The organism is Frisingicoccus sp. (assembly GCF_048388605.1).
GTDB lineage: Bacteria > Bacillota > Clostridia > Lachnospirales > Lachnospiraceae > Frisingicoccus.
In genome coordinates, this window is record NZ_DBGCTU010000022.1 from 132,767 (window position 1) to 139,468 (window position 6,702).

The window sequence follows — 6,702 nt, forward strand, 5'->3', positions numbered from 1 at the left end:
AATTTGCATGCAAATTAAACTATTTCGAAAAAATGCAATATAATTACTCTGTAAGTATAGCACATTTTAGCGAATTTGACTACTATTTATGCGTATTTTTTCATTCTTTCAATATTTTTTTTACCACATTTTGCCATTATCTTAACAAAGCCTGAAAAGTCTATTTTTTGACAAAAAAAAGAGGAAGACAGCCACTGCCCTCTTCCTCAGCTTTTTTCTTATCTTTTTGCATTATTTTTATCATAATCCACTTTTGAAATTTTTACCGGATATCTGCGCATATATTTGCGAAGAATCTGAGAATTGACCATATACCCCTGAATCTCAAACAGTTTCTTGCCGGAACGATTATAAAACCGCATTTCCTCACATCTGGGAGATTCCACAATATCAATTCGCCCCACACTCTTCGCCGGCCAGGATTCCGCTTTGCCTTTCAGCGGCTGATAGGTCAGCATATCGCCTTCCACAGTCAGGCTTCGTTTGAAATAGACATAACACGCGATAATTGATGCCGCAAAACAAACGCCGGCCAGCACGATCGCCGTTACTACCCGCCCTTCCGTTACATTGGTTGACGCCAGCCACAGGAAAATAGCCCCGGACGCCACGCCAAAAAGTGCGATGACCAGCCAAAAACTGCTTTCCGTTACCTTAAAAGAATCTTCTTTTACCGCCGTCGTTTTCCCCGGTTTTTTCATCATGTTAAATACAATGATCGCCATAATTACCGCCAACAGAGGAATGGCCACCGATTGGGCGACAACAATCATCTGATTCATAATTTCCATATCCCGTCCTCCTTTGTTTTCTAATTTCAGGCCGGAATATGGTCCTCCGGCTGAAACTTTAATTCATCACATCCGCCATAAGTTCTTCCGGCGTGATGTCATTTTTAAGCAGCCCCTCTTCTTTCAGCCAATCAATATTCGCCTGCCATACAGAAGCCTCCTGAGCGCCGAATTCTCCATCCGAGGAGGCCAATACCGGCAAAAGCACTTCCATGCTCCGCATTTCCACATCTTTATCCAACGGGAAGTTCTCTGCATTCTGATTCGCAAGCAAAATATCCAGAACCGCTTCCGGGTCCGCTTTCATATCCTCAAAGCCTTTGGCCGAAGCCCTCATAAAGGCGGCCAAAGTATCCGCATCGTTGTTAATCATATCATCACTTGTAATAAAAATCAACTCATAGCTTGCAGGAACGCCGTATTCATGCGGATAAAAATAATTTACCTCAAACCCCTCTTTTTCCATCTGCGGCACTTCATGATTCACCATGCAGCCAATGGTGGCATCAACCTGTCCGGTAGTCATAGAAGACATTAAATCAAACCCTACGTCAACCAGAGATACCGAATCCGCATCAACTCCCGCCGTTTCCATCATTGTCCGAATCATTGCTTCACTCAGTTCTGTTCCCGAATAGCCGATCGTCTTGCCCGCCAGATCTTCAGGCCCATTAATATTTTTTTCCTTTAAAGATAAAATAATATTCAGATCGGACTGGGCCAGAGCGCCGATACAGCGGATCGGGACATTCTGATTCGCACGGGCCATAACGACATCCGGCAGATAATAAATCCCGACTTCCGCCTTTCCTGCCGCCGTCAGGGACATGGCATCGTTCGTATTGGACGGAAACTGGACATTCACCTTAATCCCCTCTTCCGCGTAATAACCCTTTTCGATCGCATCATATATAAACGCGTGAACAGCATTCGGATACCAGTCAAGAACAATATTTACCTCTTTTAAATCGCCTTCCTCAGAGGCAGTTGTTTCTCCTTCATTCGGAAGGCTTTCGGTTCCGACAGTTTCTGTTTCTTTTTTCTCACTCTGCCCACAGGCCGTCACGCTGAAAATCATGGCTGCGCACAAAGCTGCCGCAAGTATTTTTTTCATAATTCTTTCCTCCATTTAATAAATATATTTTCAACCAGGCTGATAATGCCCACAAAAATCATAGCCGCCGCGGATAACAGGATGATTGGCGCAAATACGCCGGCTCCATCCAGCTGAGTCATCATTCTGCGGCTAAAATAGCCGAGACCGCTCTGGGCGCCCAGCCACTCGCCGATGGCCGCGCCGATCACACTCAGAGGAATCGCCATTTTTATCGCAGAAAAGAAATAAGGCAGTGCCGAAGGCAATTTCAACTTTATAAAAATATCTTTCCGGTTCGCACCATAACTGATCAGCAGTTCTTCCATTTCCCTTTTAACGGACTTAAAGCCGTCAAACACCGTGATCGTAATCGGAAAAAATGTCATAAGAATCGTAACCACGATCTTGCTCCATATTCCATAGCCAAACCATACAACAAACAAAGGCGCGATGGCTGTTGTCGGAATTGTCTGGGAAGCGATAACGATCGGATATAAAGCCCGCTCCACCACCGGGCTGGCATCCATCAAAACAGCCAGTCCCAGTCCGAGGACAATCGAAATCGCAAGTCCGATGGCCGTGACCTTCATCGTTGCCGGCAGATGTATCATAAAAAGCGGTTCCCTGAGTTCCCACAGTTTTCTCACAATTCCTGCCGGTGTCGGCAAAATATAGGCCGCATCCATATGTCCGGCCCCCATCTGCCACAGCAAGAGCACCACCGCCAGAAAAATTGCCGAAGGTAAATACCGTTTCATTTCACATCACCTGCTTTCGAAGCTGCATTGTCAGCCTGGCCTTTAAGGCCTCCATCTCCGGCCGCCGCAGAAAGTCCCGGTTTCTCGGATAGCCTTCCGGCACCTCCTCGATCTCCAGATGGGTTATCGGTGTCTCCGTGATCATATAAATCTTTTTCGACAGGAAAATAGCTTCTTCAACATCATGGGTAATAAATAAAATTGTTTTATGGAAATGCTGCCACTGGCTCAAAAGCCATTCCTGCATATCCATTCGGGTCAAAGCATCCAGCGCGCTGAAAGGCTCATCCAGCAGCATCAGATCCGCATCCGTCAGCAATGTTCGCGCAAAAGATATCCGCTGCCGCATACCTCCGGACAGATCCTTGGGATATTTTTCCCGGTAATCCTCCAGTCCGACTTCTCTCAAGACATCGCCGACCCGCCTCTTTTGCTCTTCTTTTCCGATTTTCCGGATTTCCATCGGGAGACACAGATTCTTTTCAATGGTACGCCACGGGAACAGTAAATCCTTCTGAGGCATGTATCCGGCGTAACTCCGAATCCCATGAATCTCTTTTCCTTTAACTAAAATTTCGCCGCTGTCCGGTTCCAACAGACGGTTGATCAGACGAAAGATCGTACTTTTGCCGCAGCCGCTGGCCCCGATCAGCGAAACAAAGTCCCCCTCAGCCACATGAAAGGACAAATCGGTCATCATCGCTTCTTTATCTTCCGGGTAACGGAACGTTACATTATTAAATGTCAACATTTTTTACATCTCCATATTCCACGCCATATCCCAAAACATTTTCTCATATCGACTGCAATTGACAAATACTTCCTTCAACTCTTCCACACGCCGGCGGCCGATACCGTCGCCCAGCGTATTCACAAGATAAAGTATCTCATCATTCATATCGTTATATTCTTTAGAGGTATAGCCTTTCACCCACTCCCCGTAAAACGGATGATTCACCGCGTCCGGATATTTTTCCACCAGTTTCCGCCCTATCTCCGCATAACTCCATGCGCAGGACAAAATCGCCACCAGAATATCCAGTGCGTCTCCCCGGAACCCAACTTCCAGCATATAACTTGTATAAGATGCATTCGAAAGACTTTTGGACACCCTCGCCACCTCTTCCTCCGTAATCCCCAGACGTTCCATATAGCCGGAATGAATATCCATCTCACCGCCCAGAGTATCCTCTACAAAATAAGAAAAACGCCGAATCATAGAAGGCTCCTTTGACTTCACTACTCCAAGGGCAAACACCTTCGCATAATCATACAAGTACAGATAATCCTGAAGCATGTAAAATCGAAACTTCTCAATCGGCAAACTGCCGTCGCCGATCCCCTCCACAAAAGGATGTTTATAGTACTCGCTCCAAATGTCTTTTACACTCTCATATAACTCATCTGTTAACGTCATCTTTTTCTCCTCCGTTCATTCTGCCTCATGCCAACAGAAGCATTTCCACTTGGCTCGTGCCTTGCGCTTTTTTATTATTTTTCGCTGCCTTGGCTCGTGCCTTGCGCGAAAAATAAGAGCCTGCCGACAGGCAAGCTCTTTATAATTCTATTTTTCTGCTTCCCTACGGCGGTATTACCCGCATCAAGTTCAAAGGGTCAAGTCCTCGACTTTCTCAGCTTTCGCTCCCCTAGCATGATTCTATCCGAATTTCTATTCAATTTCTTTTTTCATTATAGCACGAATCTGTCACTTGTAAAGCTCTATTTTCTGTTCCCACTGTTCTCGAAATAATATATCTCGGCCGGCCTTTTACTTCTTCATAAATTTTTGATATATAATAACCGATGATTCCGAGACTCATCATCACTAAACTCCCGATAATGAGAAGCAAAAGAATGACCGTTGTAAATCCCTCCAGTGCATGTCCTCCAAAATATCTCATTAATGACTCCACCGCCATAATGATTGCAAACAGAAACATAAGGCCTCCGGCCACCGTAACCATCTGAAGCGGTGCCGAAGAAAAAGCCGCAATATTTGTCACCGCATATTTTATTAGAGACCATGTCGACCATTTAGATTCACCAGCTTCCCGCGGCTGAACATCAAAGGTCACTGCCGTTGTCCGAAAACCAACCCAGGAGGACAGCGCCCTGAAAAATGCGTTCCGCTCCGGCATATCCAGCAAAGCTTCCATCGCCCGCCGGTCCAGAAGTTTAAAATCCGATGCTCTGGACATATCAATTCCTGTAGCTTTTGTCATAATTTTATAAAAAAGTCCGGCACTCGCCTTATGTCCTAAGCTCTCTTTTCCCCTGGAATGCTTCACACCCTCAACAACTTCATACCCTTCTTCCCATCGGCGATACATCTCAATAACCGTTTTCGGCGGATGCTGCAAATCGCAATCCATAACAACGCAGCAATCACCGACAGCTTCCGCCAGGCCTGCAAAAATCGCTGCCTCTTTTCCGAAATTTCTGGAAAAATGTACACCCCGGATAAAAGGATGTCTTTGGGCCATCTCCTGAATTTTAAACCAGGTGGCGTCCATGGAGCCATCATCCACAAAAATAAGTTCAAAATCTATTTTCTCTCTTTTTAACAGTTCTTCCAGCCGTTCTCCGGCCCGTTCCACCATCATTTCCTCATTGTATGCCGGTAAAACTATGGACAATAACGCCATGTCTATCCCTTCTTTCTTAAATTTCCCGTACAAAATGGCCGGAACGGCCGCCGTCTTTTTCCAGCAAACATATATTTTCAATCCGCATTGCCCGGTCAATGCTTTTACACATGTCATAAATTGTCAATGCTGCAGCGCTGACACCGTTCAGGGCTTCCATTTCCACCCCGGTTTTGCCTGTCGTGCGGACTGTCATCCGAATTTCAATACCCTCTGTGACCGGCTGAAAATCCACGTCTGCCCCGGTCAAAGGAATGGGATGGCACATAGGTATCGTCTCAAATGTCCTTTTAGCCGCCATGATCGCCGCCACCTGGGCCACGCCCAGGACATCTCCTTTTTTTATTTCCTGATTTTGAATCTTTTCCAGTGTTTCTTTTTTCATGCATATTCTTCCAAATGCAACCGCAATTCTATCGGTATTCTTTTTTTCAGAAACGTCGACCATCCTGGCCCGTCCCTGCGAATTTATATGTGTCAATTTCATTATCTGCTCTCCAAATCATCTTTTATGAAAGTATTGCAATTCCTGCAAAATCTATTATAATCTATTAAGCAGTAGATGTAAAAGGAGTTTTTTATATGAGTTTATTTTTTGGCCCGGCCGTAAACGGTATCGGCGTCATTGCAGCAGGTATCCTTGGAAGCACAGCAAAAAAATTAATTCCTGAACGCATGGGAGAAACGCTTCTTAAAGTGATGGGACTTGCTACTGTATATATAGGTTTTTCCGGTGCATTAAAGGGCGAGCACATCATGATCACCCTGGCCTCTCTGGCCCTGGGCACGGTTATCGGAGAACTTTTGGATTTAGAAAAACGCATCAATCAGCTCGGAGACTGGCTGCAGCGGCGTTTCCAACCGGAAGATTCCAACGTATCCATTGCCGAAGGCTTCGTCAATTGCAGTCTTCTCATCTGCGTCGGCGCTATGGCTATTGTCGGCGCCATGGAAAGTGGTTTGACCGGCACCCACAGCACCCTGTTAGCCAAATCTTTTATCGATACGGTAGCCGCCTTTATTATGGCTTCAACGATGGGCATCGGCGTTGCCCTTTCCGGCGTTTTGGTTATGCTCTATGAAGGACTTATGGCTCTTATGGCCCAATTCATAGCTCCGCTGCTGACCGAAATCGTCATTAACGAAATCACCTGCGCCGGTTCGATCATCATTGTCGGCGTGGGATTGAATCTCTTAAAAGTCACAAATATACGCATTATGAATACGGTTCCGGGAATTTTTCTTCCTATTTTATTTTGTATGTTTTTATAATTCTACATATTCTTTATCGTGAAAAAGGGGCTGTCGGTTAATAGACAGTTCTAAACAGGGAGGTATGTGCCTCGTCCGAGTCACATACCTCCCTGAAATTTTTCTATAAAAAGAGAAAAAGATGGCTAACGACAACCATC

The 6,702-nt window shown here is 45.5% G+C and carries 8 protein-coding genes and 1 riboswitch; of the genes, 1 reads left to right on the top strand and 7 read right to left on the bottom strand.

What is annotated here, in order from left to right; all coding sequences use genetic code 11:
- Positions 1–218 precede the first annotated feature (218 nt).
- From ACMN7X_RS04840 to moaC, 7 genes are all read right to left on the bottom strand, one after another.
- On the bottom strand, positions 219–791 hold the full coding sequence (locus tag ACMN7X_RS04840; RefSeq protein ID WP_418746367.1) for a hypothetical protein: 573 nt from the start codon (positions 789–791) through the stop codon (positions 219–221).
- 58 nt (positions 792–849) lie between these two features.
- Positions 850–1,905, bottom strand: a complete 1,056-nt coding sequence (locus tag ACMN7X_RS04845) for an ABC transporter substrate-binding protein (protein ID WP_418746368.1) — start codon at positions 1,903–1,905, stop codon at positions 850–852.
- A complete protein-coding gene (locus tag ACMN7X_RS04850; protein WP_418746369.1) occupies positions 1,902–2,645 on the bottom strand; it encodes an ABC transporter permease in 744 nt (247 codons plus the stop codon). Before ACMN7X_RS04850 ends, ACMN7X_RS04845 begins: the two co-directional genes overlap by 4 nt.
- A 1-nt stretch (position 2,646) precedes the next feature.
- Positions 2,647–3,396 (bottom strand): ABC transporter ATP-binding protein, encoded by a 750-nt coding sequence (locus ACMN7X_RS04855; RefSeq protein WP_418746370.1) that lies wholly within the window; start codon positions 3,394–3,396, stop codon positions 2,647–2,649.
- A gap of 3 nt (positions 3,397–3,399) precedes the next feature.
- A complete protein-coding gene (gene tenA, locus ACMN7X_RS04860; protein ID WP_418746371.1) occupies positions 3,400–4,062 on the bottom strand; it encodes a thiaminase II in 663 nt (220 codons plus the stop codon).
- Positions 4,063–4,205: 143 nt separating this feature from the next.
- Positions 4,206–4,303, bottom strand: a riboswitch (TPP riboswitch).
- 15 nt (positions 4,304–4,318) lie between these two features.
- Entirely contained in the window at positions 4,319–5,290 is a 972-nt protein-coding gene (locus ACMN7X_RS04865) for a glycosyltransferase family 2 protein (RefSeq protein ID WP_418746372.1), read from the bottom strand.
- Between the two features lie 16 nt (positions 5,291–5,306).
- The gene (moaC, locus tag ACMN7X_RS04870) at positions 5,307–5,777 is read right to left on the bottom strand and encodes a cyclic pyranopterin monophosphate synthase MoaC (RefSeq protein WP_418746373.1); all 471 of its coding nucleotides are present in this window, start codon (positions 5,775–5,777) and stop codon (positions 5,307–5,309) included.
- A gap of 95 nt (positions 5,778–5,872) precedes the next feature.
- Between moaC and ACMN7X_RS04875 the strand changes: the two genes are divergently transcribed.
- Positions 5,873–6,562 carry a DUF554 domain-containing protein gene (locus ACMN7X_RS04875; protein WP_418746374.1) on the top strand — a complete coding sequence of 230 codons (690 nt, stop codon included), beginning with the start codon at positions 5,873–5,875 and terminating at the stop codon, positions 6,560–6,562.
- The last annotated feature ends 140 nt before the right edge of the window (positions 6,563–6,702 follow it).

Excerpts from the sequence above, each read along its gene's own strand:
- ACMN7X_RS04840 (WP_418746367.1), bottom strand. The coding sequence starts at position 791 with ATGGAAATTATGAATCAGATGATTGTTGTCGCCCAATCGGTGGCCATT.
- ACMN7X_RS04845 (WP_418746368.1), bottom strand. The coding sequence starts at position 1,905 with ATGAAAAAAATACTTGCGGCAGCTTTGTGCGCAGCCATGATTTTCAGC.
- ACMN7X_RS04850 (WP_418746369.1), bottom strand. The coding sequence starts at position 2,645 with ATGAAACGGTATTTACCTTCGGCAATTTTTCTGGCGGTGGTGCTCTTG.
- ACMN7X_RS04855 (WP_418746370.1), bottom strand. The coding sequence starts at position 3,396 with ATGTTGACATTTAATAATGTAACGTTCCGTTACCCGGAAGATAAAGAA.
- tenA (WP_418746371.1), bottom strand. The coding sequence starts at position 4,062 with ATGACGTTAACAGATGAGTTATATGAGAGTGTAAAAGACATTTGGAGC.
- ACMN7X_RS04865 (WP_418746372.1), bottom strand. The coding sequence starts at position 5,290 with ATGGCGTTATTGTCCATAGTTTTACCGGCATACAATGAGGAAATGATG.
- moaC (WP_418746373.1), bottom strand. The coding sequence starts at position 5,777 with ATGAAATTGACACATATAAATTCGCAGGGACGGGCCAGGATGGTCGAC.
- ACMN7X_RS04875 (WP_418746374.1), top strand. The coding sequence starts at position 5,873 with ATGAGTTTATTTTTTGGCCCGGCCGTAAACGGTATCGGCGTCATTGCA.